This window comes from Streptomyces sp. NPDC059166 (assembly GCF_042755185.1).
Lineage (GTDB): Bacteria > Actinomycetota > Actinomycetes > Streptomycetales > Streptomycetaceae > Streptomyces.
Genome location: NZ_JBHZCI010000028.1, coordinates 56,508 through 82,772 on the forward strand (window position 1 = coordinate 56,508; position 26,265 = coordinate 82,772).

Genomic DNA, 26,265 nt, shown 5'->3' on the forward strand with positions numbered 1-26,265 from the left:
GTGGATAAACACGGAACCCCCGGCTACGGTGTGGGCCGTCCGAGGAGCAGCGCGTCAGTTTCCTTCTCTCAGTGGGGAGTTCGACATGGACCGAAGGACCTTCAACCGCAGGCTGCTGGTGGGCGGGGGAGTGGCGGCGGCCACCGGGATGACATCGATGTCACTCGGGGCGGTGCAGGCCACGTCCGCGGAGAGCCCGGTGAAGACGGCACCCGCGGGAGGAGCCGTCCGCCATCTCAAGCTGTACGCCGAGACGTTGGCGGACGGCTCGATGGGCTACGGCCTGGAGAAGGGCAAGGCGACCGTGCCCGGACCGCTCATCGAGATCGTCGAGGGCGACACCCTGCACATCGAATTCGAGAACACCACGGACGTCGACGCGAGCCTCCACGTGCACGGCGTGGACTACGACGTCGCGAGCGACGGCACCCGGATGAACCGCAGCCACGTCGAACCGGGCGGCACCCGGACCTACACCTGGCGCACCCACGCCCCGGGGCGCCGGAAGGACGGCACCTGGCAGGCGGGCAGCGCGGGCTACTGGCACTACCACGACCACGTCGTCGGCACCGACCACGGCACGGGCGGCATCCGCAAGGGCCTGTACGGGCCGCTCGTCGTACGACGCAAGGGTGACGTCCTGCCGGACAGGACGATCACCATCGTCTTCAACGACATGACGATCAACAACAAGGCCGCCCACGAGAGCCCCGACTTCGAGGCCACCGTGGGCGACCGGGTCGAGGTCGTCATGATCACGCACGGCGAGTACTACCACACGTTCCACATCCACGGGCACCGCTGGGCCGACAACCGGACGGGCCTGCTCACCGGACCCGACGACCCGAGCCGCGTCATCGACACGAAGATTTGCGGCCCCGCGGACTCCTTCGGCTTCCAGATCATCGCGGGCGAACACGTGGGTGCCGGCGCCTGGATGTACCACTGCCATGTCCAGAGCCATTCCGACATGGGGATGGCGGGCCTGCTGCTCGTCGCCAAGGCGGACGGTACGGTCCCCGGCTACGACCCGCCGCACCACGCGGCGGGCGCCGCGGAGGAGCACCAGCACTGACCGGAGGCCCGCCGTCAGACCCGCTGCCGCAGCCTGGCCTGCTCCTCCTCGACGATGCGCCGGGCGAGGGCCCCGTCCGACACGTCGACCGCGTCGGGCGTCGCCTCCGCCACGTCGCTTCGCCGGGCGTAGTCGTCGAAGAGCCGGTCCTTGCGTGCCAGGAGGTCCAGCATCCGCTGGTCCACGCTGTCCGCGGCCAGGAGCCGGTGGACCCGCACACTCCGTATCTGCCCCATACGGTGGGCCCTGGCCACCGCCTGGTGCTCCATGGTCGGCTTGATCTGGGGCTCGCACAGGATGACCACGGAGGCGGCCTGGATGTTGAGGCCGACTCCACCCGCCTGTATCTGGCTCAGCAGCACGGCGTGCCCGTCCACCGCGCCGAAGGTGTCGACCATCTCCTGACGGCGTGCGGCCGGGATCCTGCCCGAGACGGGCCCGAACACCCCGTCCCCCAGGGCCTCCCGCACCGCACCCAGCACTTCACGGAAGTAGGAGAACACCACGACCTTCAGCCCGTTCCCCTCGGCCTCCGCGACGATCTCGCGCAGCCGGTTCAGCTTCGCCGACGTCTCGGGCCGGGCGTAGGCCGCGCGGCGCATCCGCATGAAGTGCCCCGAGCCGACGGCCTGCCGGTACTCCTCCAGATCCGCGGGTGAGAACTCCTCCCACTCGTCCGCCTGTACCAGCACCGGGAGTTCGGCCAGGACGTCGGCCTGGTTCCGGCGGAGGTAGGCGGGCGCGACGGCCTTGCGGAAGGCGTGCGAGCCGGCGACGCCATGGGTGGAGGTGACGAGCGGCGCGAGTTCGGGCCGCAACTGGCGGACCAGGCTCCGGAACTCCTCCACCCGGTTCTCCATCGGAGTACCGGTGAGGAACAGCACCCGTTCCGTGTGCCCCGTCCACCCCGCCACGGCCTGCGAGCGCCGGGTGGCGGGGTTCTTCACGAAGTGTGCCTCGTCCACCACCACCATGCCGGGCCTGACGCCGGCACCGGGGGAGTCGGGCAGGGCCGCCAGCGCGTCGAACGTGGTCAGGGCGACCCCGCCCCGTTCGCACCATTCGGCGAAAGCGCCGCTCCGCTCCGGACCGTGCACCGCGACGGCGCGCAGGGTCGAGCGCCCGGCCACCTCACGCCGCCAGTTGATGAGCACGCTCGCCGGGCACACCACCAGGAAGTGGGTCTCGCCCCCGCCCGCGAGATGCGCCAGCGCCGCGATGGCCTGAACGGTCTTGCCGAGTCCCATCTCGTCGCCGAGGATCACCCGCTTCTGGGCCAGTGCGAACCGTGCGCCGAAGGACTGGTACCCGCGCAGCGACACCCGCAGGCACGAGTCGTCCAGCCGCAGACCGCGCACCCGGTCCGCGATGGCGGAGGGCAGGAAGCCCTCCGCCGCGTCCCGGTCCGGGCCGCTGCCCGACAACTCGGCGAGCAGGCTGTAGTACTCGGCCGGGCGCAGCTCGAAGTCCACCCAGGCCTCGGGCCCGGACGCGGAGCCCCGGAGCAGGTCGACGGAGGCCTGGGCGAAGCGGGTCCGCAGCTCCCGCTCCGCGGCGTTCCGCGTCACCGCCCGTACGGAGGCGAGGGCCGTCCTGGCCCGGGCGGCGGCCTCCCGTCCCGCGAACAGCATCCGCAGCCGGCTCGCGGCCGGGGCGGCAGCGGTGAGCAGCGGTTCGAGTTCATCCGTGAGGCGCCGCGCGTCCTCGGCGGCCCGGCGTACCTCCGGCCCGCCCTCCACCAGCCGGTGGGCGGCGACCAGAAGGGCGGTGGTGGCGGCGTCCGGGGCGTCGGCCATGTCTATGCGCAGCGCGACGGTGTCCCGTACCGCGTGCGCGATCTGGTGGGCCGCGGCCAGAGCCTGGTCCGCGGTCTGCGCGCCGACTCCGGGGATCTGGCGGAGCTCGTAGCGTCCGGCTCCGTGCACCCGGCCGACCGTCGCGTAGCCGGCCTGCTCCAGTGCGCCGAGCCGGAGCCGGCCCTCGGTCACCTCCGCGAGCCGGGACACGGGGATGGACGCCAGTTCGTCGTCCACCAGGGCATCGAGCAGGGGGGTGAGTGCGGCGCGTGCGGCCTCGACAGCTCCGTGACGGTCGTCGAGCACCGCGCGGGCAGCCGAGGCGAGCTCCCCCGCTTCGCCGAGCAGCGCGCGGGCCGCTTTTCCCGAGGGTGCCCCGCCCGTGGGTCCGGCCTGAGTCATGTACGTCCTTCTGTTCCCGCCGCGACGGGGCCATCGTCCCACGAGCCTCCCGCAGGACCGCACGGCATGGCGGGACCGCGGTCGCCGGTGCCGGGTGCGAGACTCGGAGAAATGCGTCATCTCCGGTCCGACACGACCGACTGAGGGGCCCCGCCCGGAATCGCGGTACGGCCCCCAGGCCACGGGACTCGCCGAAGGAGTACACCGCCATGCCCGACCCCTCGTTCGACACCGGCGCCCCCAACTGGATCGACCTCGGCACGCCCGACCTGGACGCCGCCACCGAGTTCTACGGGGGCCTGTTCGGCTGGGAACTCGTACCCGGCGGGCCCGAGACCGGTGGGTACGGCACCTACCAGCTGGGGGGCAGGACGGTCGCCGGCGTCATGACCGTGCCGCGGGAACAGGGGAAGCCGGCCTGGACGGTCTACTTCCAGACCCCGGACGCCGACGCCACCGCGCGCACGGTCGAGCGGGCCGGCGGCACCGCCGCCTTCGCGCCGATGGACGTCCTGGACTACGGGCGCATGGGCGGCTTCACCGACAGCACGGGCGCCTACTTCGGCGTCTGGCAGCCGGGCACCAACCCGGGACTCGGGGTGGTCATGGAGTCGGGATCGCTGATCTGGTCCGAGCTGTACACCCCGGACGTGCCCGCCACGGCGGCGTTCTTCCACACGGTCTTCGGATGGCAGACGCAGGAGATGACCTATCCGAGCGGCCCGTACACGACGGTCCGCCCAGCCGGTGGCGAGCGCGAGGGCTCCGCCTTCGGCGCGCTCGTGCGGATCGACCAGGTGCCGGTCCAGGCGGCTGTGGGCCCGCACTGGCTTCCCTACTTCGCCGTGGACGACGCCGACACCGCGGCCGCCTCCGTGACACGGCTGGGAGGAGAGGTCACCATGGACGCCACCGACGTACCGGAGGTCGGCAGGATCGCCACCTTCGCCGACCCCGCGGGCGCGGTGTTCGCGGTGATCAAGCCGGCTCCGATGGGATGACCACGTGCCTCGCCCGCCCCTCCCGGCGTGGTGACCGGCCTCTCCGGCCCAGGCGTTGAACGCTCGTTGATCACATGTTTATCGGGACCGGGCACGGTGTGACGCATGCCGACCAACACCATGACCGATGAGCTCGCCTGGCAGGAGACCGCGCTGTGTGCGCAGGCCGGCCCCGAGTTCTTCTTCCCGGCTCCGGGCAGTTCCACCCGTGAGGCCAAGCAGTTGTGCAACGCCTGCGAAGGGCGGCTGGCCTGCCTGGAGTACGCGCTCGCGCACGACGAGCGGTTCGGCGTCTGGGGAGGGCTCTCCGAGAAGGAACGCGAGCGGCTGCGCAGAGAGGGCACGGACCGAGCGCAGGTGACGTCAGCGGGGGCGTCACCTGCGGATGGAGCGGTACGGCCGCCCGGGCGCGGCGCTCGCCCACGCCCCGTCAGGTGATCCGGAACGTCTCACCGTAGACCTGCCACACCAGGGGCTTCTCCAGACCGAGATTGCCCTCGCGCAGGAACACCCGCTGCGCCGTGTCGATCCGTGTGGTGTCGCGCTGCACCTTGCGGGCCTTGATCGCCGTGCGGCTCGCGTCGAGGAAGGCGTTCAGATAGGCCGTCTCGTCGCCGCCCTCCGCGGCGGTGTCGGCCGCAGCCATGGCCGCGTCGCGGATTCCGTAGAAACCGTCCGCCTCGACGCCGGGCCCGTGCAGCACCATCGCGTCGTAGTACACGAACTGGCCCAGCGTGCCGAGGCCGTCCATCTTCGCCAGCCGGACGGCGGGCTCGAAGTACAGCCGGTCGCGCGTCGCGTCCTGGGCCTCGCGGAACGCGGGGTCCCGCGCGGCCCTGCGCCAGGCGTCGGTGAAGCCGGGGTCCAGCCCCTCGTGCGAGTCCGTGCCGTCCACCGCGCGCAGAGCGGGCAGGAACGGGGCGAGAGGATTGTCCGGGTGGTCCTCCGTGTAGCGCTCGACCAGCTGAAGCATGTCGTTCGTGCCGGAACAGAACCCGATGGTGCCCGCCGTGTAGCCGGCGCCGTCGCCGATGTCCTCGATCGCCCCGTACTGGCTGCGCCAGTCCAGGGTTGACGCCTCGGCGCTGGACACCAGCCGGGAGGCGATCTCCTTCATGGCCGGGGCGGCGAGACCGGGCGGCAGCGCGTCGATCTCGTCGGCGTGCTCGTCGGCCTCCTCGGCCGCCTCCGGCGCGGCCGATCCGGTCTTCGAAGGACCGGGCCCCTGCTGGGTGATCGTCGGCCGCTCCGAGTCGCCGCCGCCGAACACGATCGAAGCGATGATGGCGACCGGCGCACCGAGAAGGACAAGACGAGTCACAGGTTTCACGGGGCACAGAGTACGTTCCGTGAATCCATGGGGGCAGCCCGGGAGCGAAGAAGCGGGGGTCGCGGGGCGCGGGCCCCGCGTCCGGGGGCCGGCCGGGCCGCCTCCCCGGGGCGGGGAGGTGGGGGGCGGGGGGGCCCCCCGCGGGGGCGGGGGGGGGTTCGTGACTCCGGCCCGCGGGCCCCCCCCCCCCCCCGCTTCCGGGGCCCTGCCGGCACTCGTACCGGCGCCGGTCAGGTGCTGGACGGGCGGCCGCCCGGCGGATCGGGGAGCGGATCCCGAGCCCGGCCCGGCCTGCGGCCCCTGTTCAGCCCTGGGCCGCCCGGGCGGCCATGCGGGCCTTGCGCGCCGCCAGCTTCTCGTCGAACTTGGACGCCTCGCTGTCCAGGCCGTTCATGTACAGCCCGAGTTCCTCCTGCGCCTTGAGCCCCTCCGGGCCGAGGCCGTCGATGTCCAGGACCTTCAGGTAGCGCAGCACGGGCTGGATGACGTCGTCGTGGTGGATGCGCATGTTGTAGATCTCGCCGATGGCCATCTGGGCGGCGGCCCGCTCGAATCCGGGCATACCGTGCCCGGGCATACGGAAGTTGACCACCACGTCGCGTACGGACTGCATCGTGAGGTCGGGGGCGAGATCGAAGGCCGCGCCCAGCAGGTTGCGGTAGAAGACCATGTGCAGGTTCTCGTCGGTCGCGATCCGGGCCAGCATCCGGTCGCAGACGGGGTCCCCCGACTGGTGGCCGGTGTTGCGGTGGGAGACGCGGGTCGCGAGCTCCTGGAACGCGACGTACGCCACGGAGTGCAGCATGGAGTGGCGGTTGTCGGACTCGAAGCCCTCGGCCATGTGCGCCATGCGGAACTGTTCCAGCTTGTCAGGGTCCACGGCGCGCGAGGTGAGCAGGTAGTCGCGCATCACGATGCCGTGCCGGCCCTCCTCGGCGGTCCAGCGGTGCACCCAGGTCCCCCAGGCGCCGTCGCGGCCGAAGAGGGAGGCGATCTCGTGGTGGTAGCTGGGCAGGTTGTCCTCGGTCAGCAGGTTCACGACGAGGGCGATGCGACCGATGTCGGTGACCTTGGACTGGCCGGTCTCCCACGCCTCCCCGTCCTCGAACAGGCCGGGGAAGTTCCGGCCGTCGGAGAACGGTACGTACTCGTGGGGCATCCAGTCCTTGGCGACCTTGAGATGGCGGTTGAGTTCCTTCTCCACCACCTCTTCCAGCGCGTACAGCAGCTGGGCGTCCGTCCACGCCTTCGAACTGCCGAGGTGGGGAGAGGTGATCGTCACGGGTGCTCCTGGGGACGGGAGATTTACCTACGGCTTCGTAGGTTACGTGACCGTAGGTTAAGGCGACGGTAAGGCCCCAGCCAAGCCCCGTCCTCGTCGGTTCCGTTCACTCACGGTCATCTGCGCAGGTCGGTGGTGATTTCTCGAGAACAGGGCGAGTGCGGGGTCGACCGTTTCGCCACACCTACGGTTCGGATGCCGGTTTTGTACTTACATGCCCCGTATGCCGCCTCGTCGGCGAATCCCGTCGGGGGTCCGGACCGGACCGGGCGGGAGCGGGCCCCGAGGCCGTGCGCAGGGACCCGTAAGCGCACGCGCGACGCCGGCCGGACCCCGTGGGCGCCGGTCGCGAGCCCGAGACGAAACAAGGGCCGTCCTCGGTTCCGGCGTGTCATAGTCGTCGGCGTACGGAGCCCGACCGGCCGGAAGGACCCCATGCCCGCCTATGCCATAGCCCACCTGCAAGAGGCAGCCCCGGCAGCCGAGATCGCGGAGTACGTCGAACGCATCACCGCCACCTTCGAACCGCACGGCGGCCGCTTCCTCGTACACGCCGCACAGCACGAGGTGAAGGAGGGCAGCTGGCCCGGACACGTCGTGGTGATCGGCTTCCCCGGAATCATCGAGGCGCGGGCCTGGTGGGACTCGCCCGCGTACCAGGAGATCGCACCACTGCGCTCGCGGCACATCGAGGGTGACATCATCCTGGTCGAAGGCGTCCCCGAGGGCTACGACCCGGCCGCCACCGCCAAGGCCATGCGCGAGGCCCTTCCCGCCGAGTAGCCCCGGCTCCGCCTGAGGGAGCCGCCGGACGCGGGGCGTGCTCTCTCAGGCGGACCCGCCGAGCAGGTCGGTCAGATCGTCGTCCAGGTCCAGGAAGAGTGCCTCCTCGCCCACCGGGACCAACTCCTGCGCCCGCGTGAGGAAACGGCGCAGCTCGGACGTCCTGACGTGCACCATGGCGATGCCCTCCGCCGCGTGGAACTCCAGCACCGTACGGTCGTAGCCGAACGGGCGGACCCGGACGTCTCCGATCCCGGAGGGCGTGTCCATGCCCGTGAGGAGCAGCTCGCGGGAGAACTCCCAGGAAACCTCGGTTCCTTCGAGGGTCGCCGGGCCCGGGAACGCCATGCGGACGGCGAAGGGGTCGCTGCGGTCGTAGTGCAGGGTGGCGGGCAGGGTCTCCATACGCGGTGCGGACGCGACCATGCGGGCCTGCACGGAGTGCTCGATAACGCTGGACAAGAACTGCTCCCTCTCGCCTCGGACGAACGGTTCCCGGCATTGGAGTAGACGACGGAACGCGCCCATCCGTGCACTGGCGGAAGGAGTGAGCTGCGTCACCGCCCGCACCCTCCACCTGATCGACTGCCCCGTTTCGCGCGGCGCACCCTGGACCCGGAGGCGCCCGGTGGGCTAGCTTCCAGCGCGATGGAGACCGGACGGGGGAACGGGGCGCCGGGCGTGAGGCCTTCGCCCCGTCGCGGCGCCGACCGCCGGACCGGCCGCGCGCACCCCCCGGACGGGTCGGTGCGGACCGGGGCGAGCGCCCTGTGCGGGCGGTTCCGGCACCATGGACGAAGGGATCGTTCCCCCGTGACGGATGCTCATGAGAAGGAAGTTCTCGCCCGGATCGCGGAAGGGCTCGTCTACACGGAGTCGGAGGCGGGCTTCCTGTCCCCGCAGCGGCGGACGGACCAGATCTTCGAGTACAACCGGACGCCACCGAGCCAGGAGGAGAGACGCAGGGAGCTCCTGGCCCGGATCCTCGGCTCCGTCGGGGCGCGTCCGGTGCTGCTGGCGCCGTTCCACGCCGCGTTCGGCAGCAACGTCCACATCGGTGACGACTTCTTCGGGAACGTCAACCTCACGTTCGTCGACGACGTCGAGATCCGCGTAGGCCATGGCGTCATGATCGCTCCCGGCGTCACCCTGACCACGACGGGGCACCCCGTGCACCCCTCGCGCCGCGTGGACTTCGGCCGGTTCTCCGAGCCGATCGTGATCGAGGACAAGGTGTGGATCGGCAGCAACGCGGTGATCCTGCCGGGCGTCCGCATCGGGTACGGGTCGGTCATCGGCGCCGGCAGCGTCGTCAGCCGCAGCGTCCCGCCGATGACCGTCGCGGTGGGGGCGCCGTGCCGGGTGGTCCGTGCCATCACGGACGACGACCTCACCACGCGTACGGCAGCCGGTCCGCCCCGGCAATGAGCCGCGGAGCCCTCAGGCGGGCGGCTGCTGACGGTACGGCGCGAGCGGCTCCGAGGTCTTCGTCGCGACGAACTCGGTGATGCGGTAGGCGCACACCTCGTGCGCCGCGAACGGATCGGAGGCGGCGATCCTCTCGATCTCGGCACGGTCGTCGCCCACGGCGAGGATCACTCCGCCGTCACGCGGGTTCTTGCGCCCGGAGGCGATGAACACCCCTGCCGCGTACTGCCCGTCCAGCCAGGCGACGTGCTCCGCCATGAGGGCGTCGACGTGCTCGACCGGCGCGGTGTAGGTCAACTCGAGTACGAACATGATCGCCAGAGTACCGCCGTGCGCGGGCCCGCCCCGGCTGACGCGGCACCCCCACCGGGGTCTGTGGGCGGGTCCTTACACTGACCGGTCATGACGATCTTCCGGATGCCCGCCGACGAGGCCGAAGCCCGCGCCGTCCAGGACGAGTTGCGCGGGCGGGTGGTGCTCGACGAGCCGGGTCCCACGCCCGGGACGGGGCGGGTCACCGGCGTCGACGTCGCCTACGACGACGAGCGGGACCTGGTCGCCGCCGCGGCCGTCGTGCTGGACGCGGCGACCCTGGAGGTGGTGGCCGAGTCCACCGCGCGGGGCCGCGTGACCTTCCCGTACGTCCCCGGCCTGCTGGCCTTCCGCGAACTGCCGGCCGTGCTTGCCGCGCTGGAGCGGCTTCCGGTCGATCCCGGGCTCGTGGTCTGCGACGGCTACGGACAGGCCCATCCGCGGAGGTTCGGGCTCGCCAGCCATCTGGGTGTGCTCACCGGGCTGCCGGTCATCGGTGTGGCCAAGAACCCGTTCACCTTCCGCTACGACGAGCCCGGACCCGAACGCGGCGACTCGTCCCCGCTGATGGACGGGGACGAGGAGGTGGGCCGGGCGCTGCGCACCCGGAAGGGGACCAAGCCCGTGTTCGTCTCCGTCGGCCACCGCACGGATCTCGGCAACGCCTGCGCCCACACGCTCGCCCTGGCCCGCCACTTCCGTCAGCCGGAGACCACCCGGAGGGCGGACGCCCTGTGCCGGTCCGCGCTGCGGGCGGCGACCGCCTGACGCGGACCCGGGGATCTGTTGCGAACTGAGTACATGTACGGATGTTGCTCGTCGAACATCAGGGGCAGGCTGGTACGCATGATCGACCACAGCACTCCTCGGATGAGCACCGGAACCGTACGTCTCTCCCAGCGCGGCGTCGCCGTCGGCATGACCCTGGGCGTCCTGGCGGGAAGCGCCTGGACCGTGTCCATGGTCGTCACGCTGGCGTCCTGGATGTTCTGACCCGGCAGTTCGACGTCGGCCGGGTCAGCGCACCGCCGCCACCCGGAAGCGGATTCCGGCCGCCTGCAGCCGCTCCAGCAGCGCGTCGCCCATCGCGACCGCCGTCGTGACCTGTCCCGATGTCGCCGGAAGGTCGTCGAAGGCGAGAGCGAGCGCTGCCTCGGCCAGCATCTTCGCCGTCTCGTCGTAGCCCGGGTCGCCGCCCGACACCTCGGTGAGGACGCGTCGTCCGCCGCCCTCGCCGATGAAGCGGACCGTGAACCAGCTTCGTCCCCTGCGCTGTTCGCCGGGGCCGGTCCCGGGCTCGACCCGGGACGAGAGCCAGTCCCGTGCGGCGGGGATCTGGGCGGCGCCCGCCAGCAGCCCCACGGCCGCGATCCCGCCCAGGGCCATCGGCAGGTGCTTGACCGAGGCGAAGTGCCGGTAGCGGAAGTCGGGCCCGTAGCGTTCCAGGCGCCTGGCCGACCGCTCCACGACGCGGGGGTCCAGGGTCGGCAGCGGAAGCGCCCAGGTCCCGGTCCCGGCGCTGAAGTGCGGTGTCCCCTGCGGGGCCCGAGCCCGTCGCCCGACCGTGCGGGGTTCGTGCAGGTGCCGTTCCCGCGCGGCCCGCAGCATCTGGGGGCCGCGCCCCATCGCGGTGAGGGCGGACGCGAACGTCCCCCCGGAGAAGACCGCGTTGGTGCGGACGTAACCGTCGACGGTCAGCGGGACACCCTCGGGGAGCTGCCGCACGGTGAAGTAGGCGCCGAGGTCGTGCGGGACGGAGTCGAAGCCGCAGGCGTGGACGAGCCGGGCGCCCGTCTCCCGGGCCCGGGCGTCGTGCTCCAGGTACATCCGGTCGACGAACTCGGCCTCCCCGGTGAGGTCGGTGTAGTCGGTTCCCGCCTCCGCGCAGGCGGCTACCAGCTTCTCGCCGTACCAGACGTACGGCCCCACGGTCGAGGCCACCACATGTGCGGACTCCGCGAGTTCACGCAGGCCGCCCGCGTCGTCGGCGTCCGCCGTGACCAGGGGGACGTCCGCGCAGTGCGGGTGTTCCGCGGCGAGGCGGGCACGCAACTGTTCGAGCTTGCGGAGGTTCCGGCCGGCGAGGGCCCAGCGGCAGCCCTCGGGCGCGTGCTCGGCCAGGTAGGCGGCGGTGAGCGCCCCCACGAAGCCGGTTGCTCCGAAAAGTATGACGTCGTAGGGGCGTTCCGCCCCGTTCTGCCTGTTCATGCGTGCCTCCGCGGGGGCCGGCGTCGATGTGGCAGGCAGAGGGTAGCCGAGGCGCTCGTGGCGCCGTACGGCCGGGCGTCCCGCGGTGCGAGAGTATCGATCGCGAAGAACTAAGCGCTTGCTCGGCCAAAAGGGTTGTGTGGAGCGCGGTCCGTTCTTAGCATCATCGATGTTACATCAGTTGTGTCACACCGCTGGGGGCTTGATGGCAACGACAGGACAGGGGCCGCAGGGCCCGCTGGCCGGGATGCGCGTCGTCGAACTGGCGGGCATCGGCCCCGGGCCGTTCGCCGCGATGCTCCTCGCGGACCTGGGGGCCGACGTCGTCCGCGTCGACCGCCCCGGAGGATCGGTGATCGGGATCGAACCGGCCTTCGACCTCACCAACCGCAACAAGAGATCGGTCCTGGTCGACCTCAAGGCCGAGGACGGGGCCGGGAAGGTGCTCGACCTCGTGGAGCGGGCCGACGTCCTGATCGAGGGGTACCGGCCGGGCGTCGCCGAACGGCTGGGCGTGGGCCCCGAAGCGTGTCTGGAACGCAATCCCCGGCTCGTCTACGGACGGATGACCGGCTGGGGCCAGGACGGGCCGCTCGCCGACCGGGCGGGACACGACATCGGCTACATCGCCCTCAGCGGCACCCTCTCCATGATCGGTAGATCCGGGGAGGCGCCCGCCCTCCCCGCGAACCTGCTGGGCGACTTCGCGGGTGGCTCCCTCTACCTGGTCGTCGGGGTGCTCGCGGCACTCCAGCACGCCCGTACACCGGGAGGCGCCGGGCAGGTCGTCGACGCCGCGATCGTGGACGGCGCCGCCCATCTCGCCACGATGATCCACGGCATGCTGGCCGCCGGCAGCTGGCAGGACCGGCGGGGCGTCAACCTCCTCGACGGAGGCTGCCCCTTCTACGGCAGCTACGAGACGTCCGACGGGCAGTACATGGCCGTCGGAGCACTGGAGCCCCGCTTCTACGAGGAGTTCGCCGGGCTCCTCGGGCTGGGGGACGAGGCTCCCGACCGCAACGACCCGGCCCGCTGGGAGGAGCTGCGCGCCCTCGTGGCCGACCGGTTCAGCACCCGCACACGTGCCGAGTGGACCGAGGTCTTCGAGGGGGCGGACGCCTGCGTGTCGCCCGTCCTCTCGCTCCGTGAGGCCCCCCGGCACCCCCATCTTGCCGCACGTTCCACCTATGTGGAACACAGCGGCCTCACCCAGCCCGCACCCGCGCCCCGCTTCTCGGCGACGCCGGTCTCCGTCCGGACCGGGCCGGCGCTGCCCGGAGCCGACAGCGAGTCCGTGGCCGCCGACTGGGACCTGCCGGGCCTGCGCGCCACCGGGAAGGAAACGGCACACTGATGGAACTCTCCCTGCCGCTGAACTACGCGGGCGACCCGCGCGCCGCCTGCGACGAGGTCGCCGCACTCGAGTCCGCCGGGCTCGACGCCGTCTGGGTCGCCGAGGCGTACGGCTTCGACTCACCCACCCTCATGGGATACCTGGCCGCCCGTACCGAGCGGTTGAAGATCGGCGCGGCGATCCTCAACGTCTACTCCCGCACCCCCGCCCTCATCGCCCAGACCGGTGCCGGGCTCGACGCCGTCTCCGGCGGCCGCGCGCTCCTCGGCCTCGGCGCCTCGGGCCCGCAGGTGGTGGAGGGGTGGCACGGCAAGCCCTACGACAGGCCCCTCGGCCGTACCCGCGAGACCGTGGAACTCTGCCGGCGCATCTGGCGCCGCGAGGTCATCGACCACCACGGGATCACGGACATGCCGCTGCCGAAGGAGAAGGGCGGCAAGCTCGGCAAGCCGTTGAAGATCCTCACCCGGCCGGTACGCGACACCGTCCCGCTGTACGTGGCCTCACTCGGCCCGGCCAACGTGCGGATGACCGCGGAGATCGCCGACGGCTGGCTGCCGACCCTCTACATCCCGGAGAAGGCCTCCCAGGTCTGGGGCGCGGCCCTCGCCGAGGGAGCCGCGAAGCGCGACCCGGCACTCGGCCCGCTGCAGACCGTGGCCGGCGGCCTGCTGGCCATCGGTGACGACGCCGCCGCCCTGCGGGACCTCGCCCGCCCGCAGATCGCGCTCTACGTCGGCGGTATGGGCGCACCCGGCAAGAACTTCTACAACGACCTCGCGGTCGCCTACGGATACGAGAAGGAGGCCGCCCTCATCCAGGAGCTCTACCTCTCCGGGAGGAAGAGGGAGGCGGAGGCGGCGGTACCGGCCGAGTTCTGCGAGCTGATGACGCTCTGCGGCCCCGAGGGCTACGTACGCGAACGCATCGAGGCCTTCCGGGAGGCCGGCGTCACCATGCTCAACGTCACGCCCGTCGGCGGCGATCCCGTGCGGCTCGTGTCCACCGTCAAGACCTGGATCCAGGGGGCCTGAAGTGCAGCGGCAGATCTTCACCGAGGAGCACGACGCGTTCCGTGAGACCGTCCGCACCTTCCTGTCGAAGGAGGTCCTCCCGCACTACGAGCAGTGGGAGCAGGACGGCATCGTCTCGCGCGAGGCATGGCGCGCGGCCGGCCGGCAGGGGCTGCTCGGCCTCGCCGTCCCCGAGGAGTACGGCGGCGGCGGCAACCCCGACTTCCGCTACAGCGCCGTGCTCGCCGAGGAGTTCACCCGGGCCGGAGTGTCCGGTCTGGCGCTCGGCCTGCACAACGACATCATCGGTCCCTACCTCACCGGCCTGGGCACCGACGAGCAGAAGCGCCGCTGGCTGCCCGGTTTCTGCAGCGGCGAGATCATCACCGCCATCGCCATGACGGAACCAGGTGCGGGTTCCGATCTCCAGGGCATCCGCACCTCCGCGGAGGACAAGGGCGACCACTGGCTCCTGAACGGCTCGAAGACCTTCATCTCCAACGGCATCCTCGCCGACCTGGTGATCGTCGTGGCGAAGACCTCGCCCGAAGGCGGCGCGAAAGGACTCTCGCTCCTCGTCGTCGAGCGCGGCGCGGAAGGGTTCGAGCGGGGGCGCAACCTCGACAAGATCGGCCAGAAGTCCCAGGACACCGCGGAGCTGTTCTTCGACGACGTGAAGGTCCCCAAGGAGAACCTCCTCGGGGAACTCGACGGCGCGTTCATCCACCTGATGACCAACCTGGCGCAGGAGCGGATGGGCATAGCGGTCGCCGGGATCGCCGCCGCCGAACACCTCCTGGAGATCACCACCCGGTACGTCAAGGAGCGTGAGGCGTTCGGCCGCCCGCTCTCCAAGCTCCAGCACATCCGCTTCGAGATCGCGGAGATGGCCACGGAGTGCGCCGTCACCCGGACCTTCCTCGACCGCTGCATCGTCGACCACTCCGAGGGCACCCTCGACGCCGTCCACGCCTCCATGGCCAAGTGGTGGGCCACCGAACTGCAGAAGCGCGTCGCCGACCGGTGTCTCCAACTGCACGGAGGCTACGGGTACATGACCGAGTACAGGGTCGCGAAGGCCTTCACCGACGGCCGCATCCAGACCATCTACGGCGGAACGACCGAGATCATGAAGGAGATCATCGGCCGCTCGCTGCTCGCCTGACCTCCCCGCCCAGCACCGACCCCGAAAGGCAGCTGCCTTGAGTACCGAAGCATTCGTCTACGACGCGATCCGCACCCCGCGCGGCCGCGGCAAGGCCAACGGCGCCCTGCACGGCACCAAGCCGATCGACCTCGTCGTCGGCCTCATCCACGAGATCCGCGACCGCTTCCCCGGCCTCGACCCCGCGGCCATCGACGACATCGTGCTCGGTGTGGTCAGCCCGCTCGGCGACCAGGGCTCCGACATCGCCCGTATCGCCGCGATCGCCGCCGGGCTTCCCGACACCGTGGCCGGGGTTCAGGAGAACCGCTTCTGCGCCTCCGGCCTCGAAGCGGTCAACCTCGCCGCCGCGAAGGTACGTTCGGGCTGGGAGGACCTCGTCCTCGCCGGTGGCGTCGAGTCGATGTCCCGGGTGCCGATGGGCTCCGACGGCGGCGCCTGGGCCATGGACCCGATGACCAGCTTCGAGACCGGCTTCGCGCCCCAGGGCATCGGCGCCGACCTCATCGCCACCATCGAGGGCTTCTCACGGCGCGATGTCGACGAGTACGCCGCCCTCTCCCAGGAGCGGGCCGCCGTCGCCTGGAAGGAGGAGCGCTTCTCACGGTCCGTCGTCCCCGTCAGGGACCGCAACGGCCTGCTCGTCCTCGACCACGACGAGCACATGCGCCCCGGCACCACCGCCGACTCCCTGGCCGCCCTCAAGCCCTCGTTCGCCGCGATCGGCGAGATGGGCGGCTTCGACGCCGTGGCCCTCCAGAAGTACCACTGGGTCGAGAAGATCGACCACGTCCACCACGCGGGCAACTCCTCCGGCATCGTGGACGGCGCCGCCCTGGTCGCGATCGGCTCCGAGGCCACCGGCGAGCGTTACGGGCTCACGCCGCGCGCCCGCATCGTCTCGGCAGCCGTCTCCGGCTCCGAGCCGACCATCATGCTCACCGGGCCGGCCCCCGCCACCCGCAAGGCACTGGCCAAGGCCGGGCTCACCATCGACGACATCGACCTCGTCGAGATCAACGAGGCCTTCGCCGGCGTCGTCCTGCGCTTCGTCAAGGACATGGGCATCTCCCTCGACAAGGTCAACGTCAACGGCGGCGCCATCGCGCTCGGCCACCCGCTCGGCGCGACCGGCGCGATGATCCTCGGCACCCTCGTCGACGAACTGGAGCGCCAGGACAAGCGCTACGGCCTCGCCACCCTCTGCGTCGGAGGCGGCATGGGCGTCGCCACCGTCATCGAGCGTCTCTGACCGTTCCCCCTCTCACACGGAGATACACGAATGACCGAGAGCACGACCATCCGCTGGGAACAGGACGAGACCGGCGTCGTCACCCTCGTACTCGACGACCCCAACCAGTCCGCCAACACGATGAACCAGGCCTTCCGCGACTCCATCGCGGCCGTCGCCGACCGCGCGGAGGCCGAGAAGGACTCCATCCGCGGGATCGTCTACACCTCCGCCAAGAAGACCTTCTTCGCCGGCGGCGACCTCAAGGACATGATCCGGATCGGCCCGGACAACGCCCAGGACGCGTTCGACGCGGGCACCTCGATCAAGCGGTCGCTGCGCCGCATCGAGACCCTCGGCAAGCCGGTCGTCGCGGCCATCAACGGCGCCGCGCTCGGCGGCGGCTACGAGATCGCGCTCGCCGCCCACCACCGCATCGCCCTGGACACCCCTGCCACTCGGATCGGGCTGCCCGAGGTGACCCTCGGACTGCTCCCCGCCGGAGGCGGAGTCACCCGTACCGTACGGCTGATGGGCATCGCCGACGCCCTGCTGAAGGTCCTCCTCCAGGGGACCCAGTACACCGCGCGCAGGGCGCAGGAGAACGGACTGGTCCACGAGGTCGCCACCTCCCGCGAGGAGATGCTCGACAAGGCCCGCGCCTTCATCGACGCGCACCCCGAGTCACAGCAGCCCTGGGACGTCAAGGGCTACCGGATCCCCGGCGGCACCCCGTCCCACCCGAAGTTCGCCGCCAACCTCCCGGCCTTCCCGGCCAACCTCAAGAAGCAGCTCGCGGGTGCGCCCATGCCCGCGCCCCGCAACATCATGGCCGCGGCGGTCGAGGGTTCCCAGGTCGACTTCGAGACCGCGCAGACCATCGAGGCGAGGTACTTCACCGAGCTGGTCACCGGCCAAGTCGCGAAGAACATGATCCAGGCGTTCTTCTTCGACCTCCAGGCCGTCAACTCCGGCGCCAGCCGCCCGGCGGGCGTCGAGGAACGCCAGGTCCGCAAGGTGGCGGTCCTCGGCGCCGGGATGATGGGAGCGGGCATCGCCTACTCCTGCGCCCGCGCGGGCATCGACGTCGTCCTGAAGGACGTCTCCGCCGAGGCCGCCGCCAAGGGCAAGGCCTACAGCGAGAAGCTCCTCGCGAAGGCCCTCTCCCGGGGGCGCACCACGGAGGCGAAGCGGGACGAGCTGCTGGCCCGTATCACCCCGACCGGTGACCCGGCCGACCTCGCCGGCTGCGACGCCGTGATCGAGGCGGTCTTCGAGGACACCGCGCTCAAGCACAAGGTGTTCCAGGAGATCCAGGGCATCGTCGAACCGGACGCCCTGCTGTGCTCCAACACCTCGACGCTCCCGATCACCGTGCTGGCCGAGGGCGTGGAGCGGCCGGTCGACTTCATCGGGCTGCACTTCTTCTCCCCCGTGGACAAGATGCCGCTCGTCGAGATCATCAAGGGCGAGAAGACGGGCGACGAGGCACTGGCCCGCGCGTTCGACCTGGTCCGCAGGATCAAGAAGACCCCGATCGTCGTCAACGACTCCCGGGGCTTCTTCACCTCGCGCGTCATCGGCCACTTCATCAACGAGGGTGTCGCGATGGTCGGCGAAGGCGTGGAGCCGGCCTCCGTCGAGCAGGCGGCGGCGCAGGCCGGCTACCCCGCCAAGGTGCTCTCCCTCATGGACGAGCTGACCCTCACCCTGCCCCGCAAGATCCGCAACGAGACCAGGCGCGCGGTCGAGGAGGCCGGCGGCACCTGGAACACGCACCCGGCCGACGCGGTGGTCGACCGGATGGTCGACGACTTCGGGCGGCCCGGCCGCAGCGGCGGAGCGGGATTCTACGAGTACGGCGAGGACGGGGCCCGGGGCCCGCTCTGGCCGGGCCTGCGCGAGCACTTCACCGAGCCGGGGACCGAGATCCCGTTCGAGGACATGAAGGAGCGGATGCTCTTCTCCGAGGCGCTGGACAGCGTCCGCTGCCTGGAGGAGAACGTCCTCATGACCGTCGCCGACGCCAACATCGGCTCCATCATGGGCATCGGCTTCCCGGCGTGGACCGGGGGAGTCCTCCAGTACATCAACGGCTACGAGGGCGGACTGCCCGGGTTCGTGGCACGCGCCCAGCAGCTCGCCGAGCGGTACGGCGATCGCTTCCAGCCGTCCGCCCTCCTGCTGGAGAAGGCGGCCAAGGGCGAGACCTTCCACGACTGACGGCGACGCCGCGGGCCGCGTTCACCCCTCCTCGTGCCGGGTGAACGCGGCCCGCAGCTCCTCCTTCAGGGACCGCTGGAACGCGGTCAGCAGAGCCTGGAGCACCATCGGCTGCATGTGGACCGAGAGCGACTTCATCGCCTTCACGTGCTCCGGGTCCGACTCCCTCTCCCGGTAAGGCCCCCAGACCTCGTCCCGGAACAGCCGGGTCAGCTCGTGGGCGGCCGATCGGGTGTGCTCCAGCAGGACGGTGCGCGCCGCCAGGATCGTCTCGTGCGCGATCGGCACCTCCAGCAGCTCGACCCCGAGCCGGAGCAGACCGGGGTCCACCTGGAGGGGGCCCCCGGGCGCTCCGGGACGCTCCAGCACACCCATCGCCGCCAGCCGGTCCACGTCCTGCTCACTGAGTGGCCTGCCCGCCCGGCGCTCCAGCTCCGCCCGTTCCATCTCCTCCGCCGAGTCCGGCGCCCACGAGGCCACCAGAGCACGGTGGATCGCCAGATCCTGCGCGCTCAGGTCGGGCGGCAGCTGCTGGAGGTAGCGCTCGATGGCGGCCAGCGTCATGCCCTGGTGCTGGAGCTCCTCGATGAGGGCGAGCCGGGACAGATGGTCGGGTCCGTAGTGTCCGACCCGCCGGGGACCGATGACCGGGGGCGGCAGCAGCCCGCGGGTGCTGTAGAAGCGCACGGTGCGCACGGTGACGCCCGCACGCGCCGCCAGTTCGTCGACCGTCAGCGTCGGTTCGTCCGTCCCGGTCGCCATGTCCACTCCTCGTTGCAGCGGCGGCCGCCGTGCCCTCCGGCGCCGCCTGTCCGTGCCGTACCCGTACCGTGCTCGTCCGGCGGTGGGTCCCGGCGTCGATCAGGTGGAACAGTATTGCTGTCTCACCACTGTTGTGAAAGTGCCCGGCGCCGCCGGGGCACGAGGGCGCCCGTCACCCGAGTCGCATCCGCACCGCGTGCGTGGGACGGCCCCTTCGCGAACGGACGGCTCGGGTGCTCGCATACTGGAGGGCGTACAGGGCCGTGATCGCGGTCCGGCATCCCCAGGGGGCACCGCATGACCAGCGCAGCAGAGCCCACCCCGCCCCCCGCCGGCGGCGTGCTCTGGAGCCTCGCAGGCGACATCCGAGGGCTGCTGATGCTGCCGGCCGCCCTCACCCTCCAGGTCGCCCACCCGGCCGTCGGTGCCGGGGTCGACGACCACTCGGTCTTCCGTACGGACCCGTGGGGGCGAGGCGAGCGCTCCCTGCGCTCGCTCCAGCTCTGGGTGTACGGGGGCGAGGCCGCCGCGGAGGAGGGGCGCAGGCTCAGGAGGCTGCACCGCACCATCCGGGGCACCGACACCCGGGGCCGCCCCTACCACGCGCTCACACCCGCGCACTACGCCTGGGTGCACGCCACCGGCTTCCCCGTGTACCAGCACGCCTCCCGCTACCTCGTCCGCCCGCTGACAGCGGCGCAGGAGCGCGCGCTGTACCGGGAATGGCTCCAGGTGGGCCGGATCCTGGGGATCCACGACAGGGACATGCCCCCGACGATCGAGGCGTTCCGGCCCTACTACCGCAGGATGCTCGCCGAGGAGGTGGAAGCCACCGCCGTCGTACGGGAACTGGTGGCCGTGGATGCCCGGGTGCCGCCGCCGGACCGGGGGCCCTTCCTCGTGCGGCTCCTCCTGAGGGCCCTGTGGCCTGTGGTGCTCCCGCCGCTGGCCCGGTTCCGCCGCTTCCTCACGATCGGGCTGATGCCCGCCGAGGCCCGTGAGGCCATCGGGCTCGCCTGGACACCCCGGCAGGAGCGGCGGCTGCGGCGCTTCGGGGCGGTGGTGCGGCGGACCGTGCCGCTGCTGCCCGAGCGGCTGCGCTACCTGCCCCTCGCCCGGGCGGCCCGGGCCGAGTGGCGGTCCGGGCGAGGGTTCAGGCCGAGGCCCGGCGGATCAGCTCCGTCGGTGTGACCACGGACTCGGGCCAGGCCCCGGTGTCGCTGTCGAGCCTCTCCATGAGCAGGCGCACCATCAGCCGGCCCATGCCCTCGACGTCCTGACGCACGGTCGTCAGCGCCGGTTCGGTCGACTCCGCCACCGAGGCCATGTCGTCGAAGCCGACGACCGCCACGTCCTCGGGCACCCGCACGCCCCGCTCGCGCAGCACCCGCAGCGCACCCGACGCCATCATGTCGTTGGCCACGAAGACGGCGTCCAGTCCGGGGCAGGTGTCCAGCAGGGCGGACATGGCGCGTGCTCCGCCCTCGACGGTGAAGTCCCCCTCGGCGATCAGCTCGGGAGCGGCGTCCGGCAGGACGTCGTGGTATCCGTCGATCCGGTCGAGTGCCGACGTCTGGTCACGGGGGCCGGCGATGTGCGCGATGCGCCCGCGGCCCAGGGAGACCAGGTGTTCCACGGCCGTACGGGCCCCGCCCCGGTTGTCGCAGTCGACGAACGGGACGCCCGGGCCGCCCTCGGAGGGGCTTTCGGGGCGGCCGCCGTAGACCGTCGGGACCTTGAACCGCTGGATGATCGCGGGCAGTTGGTCGTCGGTGTGCAGTGAGAAGGCCAGCACCCCGTCCACGTGCCCGCCGGCCAGATAGCGGGTGACCCGGTCGAAGTCCCCGCTGCCCTCCACGAGGAGCAGTACCAGTTGGGCGTCGTGGGCGTTGAGCTCGCGGCTGATTCCCCGGATCTGGCGCGAGAAGAACGGGTCCGAGAAGATCCGGAACTCCGGCTCGTCGATGATCACCGCGACCGCCCCGTTCCGCCGCGTGACCAGGGTCCGGGCGGCGTGGTTCGGGATGTAGCCGAGTTCCTCGACCGCCTTGCGCACCTGGTCCACCAGGGGCTGCCGCACGCCCGCGCCCCCGTTGACGACTCGGGAGGCCGTAGCCCTCGACACCCCGGCCCTGGCCGCCACGGCCTCCAGGGTGGGCCGGGCGTCAGGCGCGGGGTCGGTGTTCGGGTCGGGCAAGGGTCGCTCCTCGTGCACGCGCGCCCCGTCGGGGAACGGCTGGAACTGGCTGGTTCGGCGCGTGCGGACCAGCGGGTCCGGCGCGAACGCCGTCAGCCTAACCGCCGGTTCCCCGGCTCCGGGCAGGCACTCGCCCGCAGCGACGTCATGCAGTCCCATATGTGGACATAAGGGATAGGCTTGGTGGTCCCGCTGCACGCACACTCCGTGTGGTACTGCCTACGGAGAGCGAAATCTCGCACAGCGTGAAAGGTGCCATCTGTGTCACACGACGAGCAGGGAACCGGCGGACGGGGAGACTTCCTCCCCGTCACGGCCGATCTACCCGCCCAGCCGCAGCACGGCCGGCGGCCCACGACCGACCGGGTGGTCTTCGGCGTCACGGCGGTGCTCACCGTCGCCTTCGTGGTCTGGGGGGCGACGGCCACCGACTCGCTGGAGAGCGCCTCCACCACGCTGCTCAACGGCCTCATCCACAACGGCGGCTGGGCCTTCATGCTGGCGGCTTCCGGCTTCGTGGTCTTCGCCCTCTGGCTCGCGATCAGCCGGTACGGCAACATCTCCCTGGGACAGGAGGGGGAGAAGCCGGAGTTCCGCACCGTCTCCTGGGTCGCGATGATGTTCAGCGCCGGCATGGGCATCGGCCTGATGTTCTACGGCGTCAGCGAGCCGCTGGCGCACTTCGTCGACCCGCCGCCCGGGACCCGCCCCGCGGACGCCGCCGAGGCGATGCAGACCGCGATGGCCACCACGCTCTTCCACTGGACGCTGCACCCCTGGGCGATCTACGCGGTCGTCGGCCTTGCCATCGCGTACAGCGCCTACCGGCGACACCGCCGGCAGACCATCAGCTCCGTCTTCGTGCCGCTCATCGGTGAGAAGCACGCGCACGGAACACCGGGCCGGATCATCGACATCCTCGCCATCTTCGCGACCCTGTTCGGTTCGGCCGCCTCGCTCGGTCTCGGCGCGCTCCAGATCGGCAGCGGCTTCCAGGAACTCGACTGGATGGAGAAGACGGGCACGGGCCTGCTCGTCGCGATCATCGCGGTGCTGACGGTCTGCTTCGTCGCCTCGGCCGTGTCCGGGGTCGAGAAGGGCATCCAGTGGCTGTCCAACATCAACATGGTCCTCGCCCTGATCCTGGTGGTCTTCGTCTTCATCGCGGGCCCGACCATCATCGTGCTCGACCTGCTGCCCACGTCCATCGCCGCCTACTTCGGCGACCTCGCCCAGATGGCCGGCCGCACGGAGGCCACAGGTGAGGGCGCGGTGGCCGACTGGCTCGCGAGCTGGACGGTCTTCTACTGGGCCTGGTGGATCTCGTGGACGCCGTTCGTCGGCATGTTCATCGCCCGGATCAGCCGGGGCCGGACGATCCGTCAGTTCGTCGGCGGTGTGATCCTGGTGCCCAGCACCGTCAGCCTGATCTGGTTCGCCGTCTTCGGCGGGTCGGCCATCCGGCTGGAAGAGGCGGGAGCCCTCAAGAACGTCGGTGACACCCCGGAGGCACAGCTCTTCGGCGTGCTGCAGCAGTTCCCGATCGCCACGGTGATGAGCATCCTCGTCATGATCCTGGTCGGCATCTTCTTCGTCTCGGGTGCCGACGCCGCGTCCATCGTCATGGGCACCCTCTCGCAGAAGGGCGTACTCGAACCGGCCAAGTGGGTCGTGATCTTCTGGGGCGTCGTCACCGGTGCCGTGGCGGCGATCATGCTGCTCATCGGCAACGGCCAGGGCGACGCGCTCGCAGGCCTGCAGAACCTGACGATCCTTGTCGCCGCCCCCTTCACCATCGTCATGATCGGCATGTGCGTCGCCCTGATGAGGGACCTGCGCCACGACCCGATGATCGTGCGCAGGGAGTTCGGAGTGGAGGCCGTCGAGTCCGCGGTCATCGAGGGACACGCCAAGTACGACGGGGACTTCGAGATCCGGATCGGTCCCGGCACGGCCGAGGTCACCACCGACGAACGCCACAAGGACGACCGGGCGTGACGGAAGCCGCGGCTCAGCCCACCAGCCGGGCCGCGGCCCGCGCACAGCCGTGCGCCACCGTGACCCCGGCACCGCCGTGACCGTAGTTGTGCACCAGGAGCGCGCCACCCGCCATCTCCTCGGCCTCGATGCGCACACCCGCGTCCCGCGAGGGACGCAGCCCCACCCGGTGGCCGATGACCCGGGCGCCGGCGATCTCGGGCCGCACCTCGGCGCAGCGCGCCACGATCTCCCGCGCCGTACGCGGATCCGGCCCGGTGCGCGAGTCGTCAGCCTCCGCCGTACCGCCCAGCACCAGACCGTACGGCTGGGGGAAGAAGTAGGTGGTCGCGCTCGACGCGGGATCGGCCCGGGTGAACCACTCCTCGACGCCCGGGTTCTCCACCACCACGAGCTGGCCCCGGACCGGCCGCACCCCGGGATCCGGGACCAGCTCGCGGGCACCCAGCCCGGCGCAGTTGACCACCACCGGTGCCTCCCGCGCCGCCTCGGCGAAACCGCCCACCACGCGCCGCTCCACCTCACCCCCCGCCGCGGCGAGCCGGTCCTCCAGCCACCTCAGATGGGCCGGCATGTCGATCAGCGGAAGAGTCACCCTCAGGCCGCCGGCCTCCTCACGCGCCCCCCTCAGCCCGCCGGCCCACGCACCGAGCGCCGCCAGGCGCTCACCGCCGTGCAGACCGGTGACCATGCGGACACCCGTCGAGTCCGGGTCGGCGGACAGCTCCTCGTACACCCCGAGCGTCTCCAGCGCCCACTCGCCGACCAGCGGCTCCGGCTCGATCCGGTAGGGCCACCACAGGGCACCGGCCACCGCCGAGGTCGTCGATCCCGCCGGATCACGGGACCAGACCCGCACCCGGAGCCCCCGCTCGGCCAGCAGCAGAGCCGTGGTCAGCCCGCTGACCCCGCCACCCACCACGATCACATCGGCCACCGCGCACCCTCGCTTCCGAACGGTTCCCTCCCGGACGGGCCATGATCGCACCCGGGGTGACGGAGGGCGCGGCGACCGGGGACCGCCCGGCTCCGGCGCGGGACTAGGATCGTCACCCTGATGACTGCCACTCTCGTCGCCAAGGACCTCGCCGCCGGACACGGCGACCGCACGCTCTTCGCGGGCCTCGACCTCGTGGTCGCGCCCGGCGACGTGATCGGTCTCGTCGGAGCCAACGGCGCCGGAAAGTCCTCGCTGCTCCGCCTGCTCGCCGGGATCGACCGGCCCGAGGAGGGCGAGCTGCGTCTCTCGCCGCCCACCGCCACCGTCGGGCACCTCCCTCAGGAGCCCGAGCGCAGGCCCGGCGAATCGGTACGGGAGTTCCTCGCCCGCCGCACCGGCGTCGCCGACGCCCAGAGCGCGATGGACGCCGCGACCCAGGCGCTCGTCGACGGGGCCCCCGGCGCGGACGACGCGTACTCCGAGGCCCTGGAGCGCTGGCTCTCCCTCGGCGGCGCCGACCTCGACGAACGGGCCGAGGAGGTCGCGGCGGACCTCGGACTGACCGTCGGCCTCGACCTGCCGATGACCGCGCTCTCCGGCGGACAGGCGGCACGCGCCGGCCTGGCCTCCCTGCTGCTCTCCCGCTACGACGTGTTCCTGCTCGACGAGCCCACCAACGACCTCGACCTCGACGGCCTCGAACGCCTTGAGCGCTTCGTCTCCGGACTGCGGGCCGGGACCGTCGTCGTCAGCCACGACCGCGAGTTCCTGATGCGCACGGTCACCAAGGTCCTCGAACTCGACCTCGCCCAGCAGCAGATCAATCTCTACGGCGGCGGCTACGCCTCCTACCTCGAGGAGCGCGAGCGTGCCAGGGCGCACGCCCGCGAGGAGTTCGAGGAGTACGCCGACAAGCGCTCCGCGCTCGAGAGCCGCGCCCAGACCCAGCGGAGCTGGATGGACAAGGGCGTCAAGAACGCCCGCAGGAAGGCCACCGACAGCGACAAGATCGGACGCAAGTTCCGCAGCGAGTCGAGTGAGAAGCAGGCGGCCAAGGCCAGGCAGACCCAGCGCATGATCGAACGGCTCGATGTCGTCGAGGAGCCCCGCAAGGAGTGGGAGCTGCGGATGGAGATCGCCTCGGCGCCCCGCTCCGGCTCCGTCGTCGCCACGCTCCGGGACGCCGAGGTCGTCCGGGGCGGTTTCTCCTTCGGGCCGGCCAGCCTGCAGATCGACTGGGCGGACCGGGTCGCCATCACCGGAGCCAACGGCGCCGGCAAGTCGACCCTGCTGGCCGCTCTCCTCGGCAGACTGCCCCTGGACTCCGGCCACGCCTCACTCGGTTCGGGCGTCGTGGTGGGAGAGGTCGATCAGGCGCGCAAGCTCTTCCACGGCACGGAGAGCCTGCTGGACGCCTTCTGCGCAGCCGTCCCCGACACCGAGCCCGCGGAGGTGCGTACGCTGCTCGCCAAGTTCGGCCTGCGCGCGGCGCACGTGCTGCGCCCCGCCACCACGCTCTCGCCGGGCGAGCGCACCCGGGCGGGGCTCGCTCTCCTCCAGGGCAGGGGCGTCAACCTGCTCGTCCTGGACGAGCCGACGAACCATCTGGACCTGCCGGCGATCGAGCAGCTCGAATCCGCCCTGGAGGCGTACACCGGCACCCTCCTCCTGGTCACGCACGACCGGCGGATGCTGGAAGCGGTCCGCACCACCCGCAGGATCGAGGTGTCCGACGGCAAGGTCACCGAGTCCGGCTGACGTC

At 71.4% G+C, this 26,265-nt stretch carries 23 protein-coding genes and 1 pseudogene; 15 read left to right on the forward strand and 9 right to left on the reverse strand.

What is annotated here, in order from left to right; all coding sequences use genetic code 11:
• Positions 1 to 85 precede the first annotated feature (85 nt).
• Entirely contained in the window at positions 86 to 1,075 is a 990-nt protein-coding gene (locus tag ACFXOA_RS21420) for a multicopper oxidase domain-containing protein (RefSeq protein WP_385030697.1), read from the forward strand.
• A 14-nt stretch (positions 1,076 to 1,089) separates the two neighbouring features.
• On the opposite strand, the gene ACFXOA_RS21425 is transcribed toward ACFXOA_RS21420, so the two are convergent.
• Entirely contained in the window at positions 1,090 to 3,273 is a 2,184-nt protein-coding gene (locus ACFXOA_RS21425) for a DEAD/DEAH box helicase (RefSeq protein WP_385030700.1), read from the reverse strand.
• A 209-nt stretch (positions 3,274 to 3,482) separates the two neighbouring features.
• Here ACFXOA_RS21425 and ACFXOA_RS21430 point away from each other — a divergent pair, with 209 nt between their 5' ends.
• The gene (locus ACFXOA_RS21430; protein ID WP_385030703.1) at positions 3,483 to 4,274 is read left to right on the forward strand and encodes a VOC family protein; all 792 of its coding nucleotides are present in this window, start codon (positions 3,483 to 3,485) and stop codon (positions 4,272 to 4,274) included.
• A 105-nt stretch (positions 4,275 to 4,379) separates the two neighbouring features.
• Positions 4,380 to 4,625, forward strand: a pseudogene (locus ACFXOA_RS21435) (WhiB family transcriptional regulator); the annotation flags it as partial.
• Positions 4,626 to 4,704: 79 nt separating this feature from the next.
• Here the strand turns inward: ACFXOA_RS21435 and ACFXOA_RS21440 are convergent.
• Together ACFXOA_RS21440 and ACFXOA_RS21445 are read right to left on the reverse strand one after the other, a co-directional pair.
• The gene (locus tag ACFXOA_RS21440; RefSeq protein WP_385030827.1) at positions 4,705 to 5,595 is read right to left on the reverse strand and encodes a chitosanase; all 891 of its coding nucleotides are present in this window, start codon (positions 5,593 to 5,595) and stop codon (positions 4,705 to 4,707) included.
• A gap of 313 nt (positions 5,596 to 5,908) precedes the next feature.
• Positions 5,909 to 6,886 (reverse strand): acyl-ACP desaturase, encoded by a 978-nt coding sequence (locus tag ACFXOA_RS21445; protein ID WP_385030706.1) that lies wholly within the window; start codon positions 6,884 to 6,886, stop codon positions 5,909 to 5,911.
• 435 nt (positions 6,887 to 7,321) lie between these two features.
• On the opposite strand from ACFXOA_RS21445, the gene ACFXOA_RS21450 reads away from it, so the two are divergent.
• Positions 7,322 to 7,669, forward strand: coding sequence for a DUF1330 domain-containing protein (locus ACFXOA_RS21450; protein WP_385030709.1), 348 nt, complete (start codon positions 7,322 to 7,324; stop codon positions 7,667 to 7,669).
• Positions 7,670 to 7,714: 45 nt separating this feature from the next.
• Here the strand turns inward: ACFXOA_RS21450 and ACFXOA_RS21455 are convergent, their stop codons facing one another.
• Complete coding sequence (locus tag ACFXOA_RS21455) at positions 7,715 to 8,131, reverse strand: SsgA family sporulation/cell division regulator (RefSeq protein ID WP_385030712.1); 417 nt, start codon at positions 8,129 to 8,131, stop codon at positions 7,715 to 7,717.
• 351 nt (positions 8,132 to 8,482) lie between these two features.
• On the opposite strand from ACFXOA_RS21455, the gene ACFXOA_RS21460 reads away from it, so the two are divergent.
• Positions 8,483 to 9,097 carry a sugar O-acetyltransferase gene (locus ACFXOA_RS21460; protein WP_385030715.1) on the forward strand — a complete coding sequence of 205 codons (615 nt, stop codon included), beginning with the start codon at positions 8,483 to 8,485 and terminating at the stop codon, positions 9,095 to 9,097.
• Positions 9,098 to 9,109: 12 nt separating this feature from the next.
• On the opposite strand, the gene ACFXOA_RS21465 is transcribed toward ACFXOA_RS21460, so the two are convergent.
• The gene (locus tag ACFXOA_RS21465; RefSeq protein ID WP_385030718.1) at positions 9,110 to 9,409 is read right to left on the reverse strand and encodes a YciI family protein; all 300 of its coding nucleotides are present in this window, start codon (positions 9,407 to 9,409) and stop codon (positions 9,110 to 9,112) included.
• A gap of 90 nt (positions 9,410 to 9,499) precedes the next feature.
• Here ACFXOA_RS21465 and ACFXOA_RS21470 point away from each other — a divergent pair, with 90 nt between their 5' ends.
• Both ACFXOA_RS21470 and mmpA read left to right on the forward strand, forming a co-directional pair.
• Positions 9,500 to 10,177, forward strand: a complete 678-nt coding sequence (locus ACFXOA_RS21470) for an endonuclease V (RefSeq protein WP_385030721.1) — start codon at positions 9,500 to 9,502, stop codon at positions 10,175 to 10,177.
• A 78-nt stretch (positions 10,178 to 10,255) separates the two neighbouring features.
• Complete coding sequence (gene mmpA, locus ACFXOA_RS21475) at positions 10,256 to 10,402, forward strand: morphogenic membrane protein MmpA (RefSeq protein ID WP_385030724.1); 147 nt, start codon at positions 10,256 to 10,258, stop codon at positions 10,400 to 10,402.
• A gap of 24 nt (positions 10,403 to 10,426) precedes the next feature.
• Here mmpA and ACFXOA_RS21480 read toward each other — a convergent pair whose 3' ends face one another.
• Positions 10,427 to 11,617 carry a saccharopine dehydrogenase family protein gene (locus ACFXOA_RS21480; RefSeq protein ID WP_385030727.1) on the reverse strand — a complete coding sequence of 397 codons (1,191 nt, stop codon included), beginning with the start codon at positions 11,615 to 11,617 and terminating at the stop codon, positions 10,427 to 10,429.
• Between the two features lie 205 nt (positions 11,618 to 11,822).
• On the opposite strand from ACFXOA_RS21480, the gene ACFXOA_RS21485 reads away from it, so the two are divergent.
• The 5 genes from ACFXOA_RS21485 to ACFXOA_RS21505 are packed head-to-tail and all read left to right on the forward strand — an operon-like array spanning position 11,823 to position 18,606.
• Positions 11,823 to 12,974 (forward strand): CaiB/BaiF CoA transferase family protein, encoded by a 1,152-nt coding sequence (locus ACFXOA_RS21485; RefSeq protein ID WP_385030730.1) that lies wholly within the window; start codon positions 11,823 to 11,825, stop codon positions 12,972 to 12,974.
• Positions 12,974 to 14,008 carry an LLM class F420-dependent oxidoreductase gene (locus ACFXOA_RS21490; RefSeq protein WP_385030733.1) on the forward strand — a complete coding sequence of 345 codons (1,035 nt, stop codon included), beginning with the start codon at positions 12,974 to 12,976 and terminating at the stop codon, positions 14,006 to 14,008. Before ACFXOA_RS21485 ends, ACFXOA_RS21490 begins: the two co-directional genes overlap by 1 nt.
• A 1-nt stretch (position 14,009) precedes the next feature.
• The gene (locus ACFXOA_RS21495) at positions 14,010 to 15,152 is read left to right on the forward strand and encodes an acyl-CoA dehydrogenase family protein (RefSeq protein ID WP_385030736.1); all 1,143 of its coding nucleotides are present in this window, start codon (positions 14,010 to 14,012) and stop codon (positions 15,150 to 15,152) included.
• Positions 15,153 to 15,189: 37 nt separating this feature from the next.
• The gene (locus ACFXOA_RS21500; RefSeq protein WP_385030739.1) at positions 15,190 to 16,404 is read left to right on the forward strand and encodes an acetyl-CoA C-acetyltransferase; all 1,215 of its coding nucleotides are present in this window, start codon (positions 15,190 to 15,192) and stop codon (positions 16,402 to 16,404) included.
• A 30-nt stretch (positions 16,405 to 16,434) separates the two neighbouring features.
• Positions 16,435 to 18,606, forward strand: coding sequence for a 3-hydroxyacyl-CoA dehydrogenase NAD-binding domain-containing protein (locus tag ACFXOA_RS21505; RefSeq protein ID WP_385030742.1), 2,172 nt, complete (start codon positions 16,435 to 16,437; stop codon positions 18,604 to 18,606).
• Positions 18,607 to 18,627: 21 nt separating this feature from the next.
• Here ACFXOA_RS21505 and ACFXOA_RS21510 read toward each other — a convergent pair whose 3' ends face one another.
• The gene (locus tag ACFXOA_RS21510; RefSeq protein ID WP_385030744.1) at positions 18,628 to 19,368 is read right to left on the reverse strand and encodes a MerR family transcriptional regulator; all 741 of its coding nucleotides are present in this window, start codon (positions 19,366 to 19,368) and stop codon (positions 18,628 to 18,630) included.
• A 297-nt stretch (positions 19,369 to 19,665) separates the two neighbouring features.
• Here ACFXOA_RS21510 and ACFXOA_RS21515 point away from each other — a divergent pair, with 297 nt between their 5' ends.
• The gene (locus ACFXOA_RS21515; RefSeq protein ID WP_385030747.1) at positions 19,666 to 20,559 is read left to right on the forward strand and encodes an oxygenase MpaB family protein; all 894 of its coding nucleotides are present in this window, start codon (positions 19,666 to 19,668) and stop codon (positions 20,557 to 20,559) included.
• Here ACFXOA_RS21515 and ACFXOA_RS21520 read toward each other — a convergent pair.
• Positions 20,522 to 21,565 (reverse strand): LacI family DNA-binding transcriptional regulator, encoded by a 1,044-nt coding sequence (locus ACFXOA_RS21520; protein WP_385030750.1) that lies wholly within the window; start codon positions 21,563 to 21,565, stop codon positions 20,522 to 20,524. The genes ACFXOA_RS21515 and ACFXOA_RS21520 overlap by 38 nt on opposite strands.
• 261 nt (positions 21,566 to 21,826) lie before the next feature.
• On the opposite strand from ACFXOA_RS21520, the gene ACFXOA_RS21525 reads away from it, so the two are divergent.
• Positions 21,827 to 23,563: a BCCT family transporter gene (locus tag ACFXOA_RS21525; protein WP_385030753.1), complete on the forward strand. Its 1,737-nt coding sequence runs from the start codon at positions 21,827 to 21,829 to the stop codon at positions 23,561 to 23,563.
• 13 nt (positions 23,564 to 23,576) lie between these two features.
• Here ACFXOA_RS21525 and ACFXOA_RS21530 read toward each other — a convergent pair whose 3' ends face one another.
• Positions 23,577 to 24,500 carry an FAD-dependent oxidoreductase gene (locus tag ACFXOA_RS21530; protein WP_385030756.1) on the reverse strand — a complete coding sequence of 308 codons (924 nt, stop codon included), beginning with the start codon at positions 24,498 to 24,500 and terminating at the stop codon, positions 23,577 to 23,579.
• 120 nt (positions 24,501 to 24,620) lie between these two features.
• Here ACFXOA_RS21530 and ACFXOA_RS21535 point away from each other — a divergent pair, with 120 nt between their 5' ends.
• A complete protein-coding gene (locus ACFXOA_RS21535) occupies positions 24,621 to 26,261 on the forward strand; it encodes an ABC-F family ATP-binding cassette domain-containing protein (RefSeq protein ID WP_385030759.1) in 1,641 nt (546 codons plus the stop codon).
• Positions 26,262 to 26,265: the final 4 nt, after the last annotated feature.

Coding starts and splice junctions, on each gene's coding strand:
- ACFXOA_RS21510 (WP_385030744.1), bottom strand. CDS start 19,368: ATGGCGACCGGGACGGACGAACCGACGCTGACGGTCGACGAACTGGCG.
- ACFXOA_RS21535 (WP_385030759.1), top strand. CDS start 24,621: ATGACTGCCACTCTCGTCGCCAAGGACCTCGCCGCCGGACACGGCGAC.
- ACFXOA_RS21505 (WP_385030742.1), top strand. CDS start 16,435: ATGACCGAGAGCACGACCATCCGCTGGGAACAGGACGAGACCGGCGTC.
- ACFXOA_RS21485 (WP_385030730.1), top strand. CDS start 11,823: ATGGCAACGACAGGACAGGGGCCGCAGGGCCCGCTGGCCGGGATGCGC.
- ACFXOA_RS21480 (WP_385030727.1), bottom strand. CDS start 11,617: ATGAACAGGCAGAACGGGGCGGAACGCCCCTACGACGTCATACTTTTC.
- mmpA (WP_385030724.1), top strand. CDS start 10,256: ATGATCGACCACAGCACTCCTCGGATGAGCACCGGAACCGTACGTCTC.
- ACFXOA_RS21420 (WP_385030697.1), top strand. CDS start 86: ATGGACCGAAGGACCTTCAACCGCAGGCTGCTGGTGGGCGGGGGAGTG.
- ACFXOA_RS21425 (WP_385030700.1), bottom strand. CDS start 3,273: ATGACTCAGGCCGGACCCACGGGCGGGGCACCCTCGGGAAAAGCGGCC.
- ACFXOA_RS21465 (WP_385030718.1), bottom strand. CDS start 9,409: ATGTTCGTACTCGAGTTGACCTACACCGCGCCGGTCGAGCACGTCGAC.
- ACFXOA_RS21470 (WP_385030721.1), top strand. CDS start 9,500: ATGACGATCTTCCGGATGCCCGCCGACGAGGCCGAAGCCCGCGCCGTC.
- ACFXOA_RS21490 (WP_385030733.1), top strand. CDS start 12,974: ATGGAACTCTCCCTGCCGCTGAACTACGCGGGCGACCCGCGCGCCGCC.
- ACFXOA_RS21515 (WP_385030747.1), top strand. CDS start 19,666: ATGACCAGCGCAGCAGAGCCCACCCCGCCCCCCGCCGGCGGCGTGCTC.
- ACFXOA_RS21430 (WP_385030703.1), top strand. CDS start 3,483: ATGCCCGACCCCTCGTTCGACACCGGCGCCCCCAACTGGATCGACCTC.
- ACFXOA_RS21450 (WP_385030709.1), top strand. CDS start 7,322: ATGCCCGCCTATGCCATAGCCCACCTGCAAGAGGCAGCCCCGGCAGCC.